The sequence below is a fragment of the Sphingomonas mali NBRC 15500 genome (assembly GCF_001598415.1).
Lineage (GTDB): Bacteria > Pseudomonadota > Alphaproteobacteria > Sphingomonadales > Sphingomonadaceae > Sphingomonas > Sphingomonas mali.
The window spans coordinates 1-1,650 of record NZ_BCYX01000091.1; the positions used below are offsets into that span (position 1 = coordinate 1).

The following is a 1,650-nucleotide window of genomic DNA, read 5'->3' on the forward strand; positions in this document are numbered from 1 at the left end:
TGCAATGGCATGATCCGTAAGGCTGGTAGTGATGCTGACGATATGGCCGGAACCCTGCTTCAGCAGTTCCGCGGCAACCGCCTGCGTGATGTGGAAGAAGCCGGCGAGGTTGGTCGATACCTTTGAGGCGAAATCCTCAGCCGTATATTCGACGAAAGGCTTGGCGATGAAGACACCCGCATTGTTCACCAGCGAGTCGATCCGGCCAAAACGCTCCAGCGCTTCCTTGACGATGCGCTGCGCAGTCGCCGGATCGCCGACATCGCCCGCAATGGCGAGGACGTCAGGGTCGCTTCCCTGCTTGATCGAGCGCGAGGTCGCCACGACCCGATAGTTGCGATCTCGATAGGATTTCACCAAGGCGCCGCCGATACCCTGCGAAGCTCCTGTGATGACGACGACTTTCTGTTCGTTGCTCATGATCCATTCCCATATGAACGCGTATCCGGCGCCTCAGTGGTTGCGCCGTCGACCCTTCAATCAGGTCGGACACCATTATTGGGTCGATCATGAGCCGACTGAATAACCGCGGTTCGGCAGACATCCTTCCGGCAATCGGAAGAATGAGCGAGTTCTTTAGTCGTCCAGGGCGTCGGCTTGCGCTGAAAGCCTCGCAAACTCGGCACGCAGCCTGGGAACTGCGAAATCCAAGAATGTTCGAACCTTCGGGGCCAGCGTTCGTCCCTGAGGGGTGATGAGGTGCACCGGCAAGGGCGCTGGCTCCGCGTCCCGCAACACGATCTCCAGCGAGCCTTCCTGGACGCGCTCGGCAACATGATAGGTGTAGAGCCGCGTCACGCCGTGGCCCTCTATGGCTGAGGCTAGCGCGGCGCGAACGCTGTTGACCACCAGCCGGGGCTTGAAATGGATCGACCGCGCGACCGAACCGCCCGGGGCCGGCGGAAACACCCAAGCATCATGCCCGAAATGCGTCGTGGTGATGATGCGATGCTTGGTTAGGTCGGCCGGCTCGACAATGCGCGGATGCCCGGCGAGGTAGCGCGGTGATGCCACGACGACCCGCCTGACGTCGCCCCCAACCCGTACGGCCACCAAGGAAGAATCGGGTAGATGTGCAACGCGAAGCGCCACGTCGATACCTTCCTCGACCAGATTGCCGTAGCGATCGATCAGGACGAGATTTACCGAAACGGCCGGGTTCGCGTCGAGATAGGCGTCGATCACCGGGCGTAGGATTTCCTCTCCGCTGATCGGCGGCGCGGTGATCGTGAGGGTTCCACGTGGTGCCGCGCGCTCTCCGGCCGCGCACAGATCGGCTTCCTCCAGATCGATCAGCACGCGTCTGCAGGCAGCGGCATATCGCTCACCCGCCTCACTTAACTTGATCGAACGGGTGGTGCGGTGAAGCAACTCGGCGCCCACGTGATGCTCCAGGAACGCTATGGCGCGGCTGACCGCAGCGGGGGAGCGTCCGAGCTTGCGTGCAGCGGCTGCGAGACTTCCCTCGTCGAGGGCCGTCACGAAAACCCTCATCGCCTCGATACGGTCCATTCATTCTTCCAGTATGTGTAACGCGGGCGCCCTGCGCGGCAGGAACCGTTCGTTCTCGACAATAATCTATGGGATTCTCCGCGACGATGAAACGGGTCCGCGGAAAATCCGGTGCGGCTATTCGTAGGCACGTGCCCG

The 1,650-nt window shown here is 61.6% G+C and carries 2 protein-coding genes; both read right to left on the reverse strand.

The genetic code is table 11. From position 1 onward, the window contains the following. On the reverse strand, nt 1–420 hold a 420-nt coding region (locus SMA01S_RS23885; protein WP_157094126.1), incomplete at its 3' end, for an SDR family oxidoreductase. Nucleotides 421–576: 156 nt separating this feature from the next. Then, nucleotides 577–1,512, reverse strand: a complete 936-nt coding sequence (locus tag SMA01S_RS23890) for a LysR family transcriptional regulator (protein ID WP_066827975.1) — start codon at nt 1,510–1,512, stop codon at nt 577–579. Between the last annotated feature and the right edge of the window lie 138 nt (nt 1,513–1,650).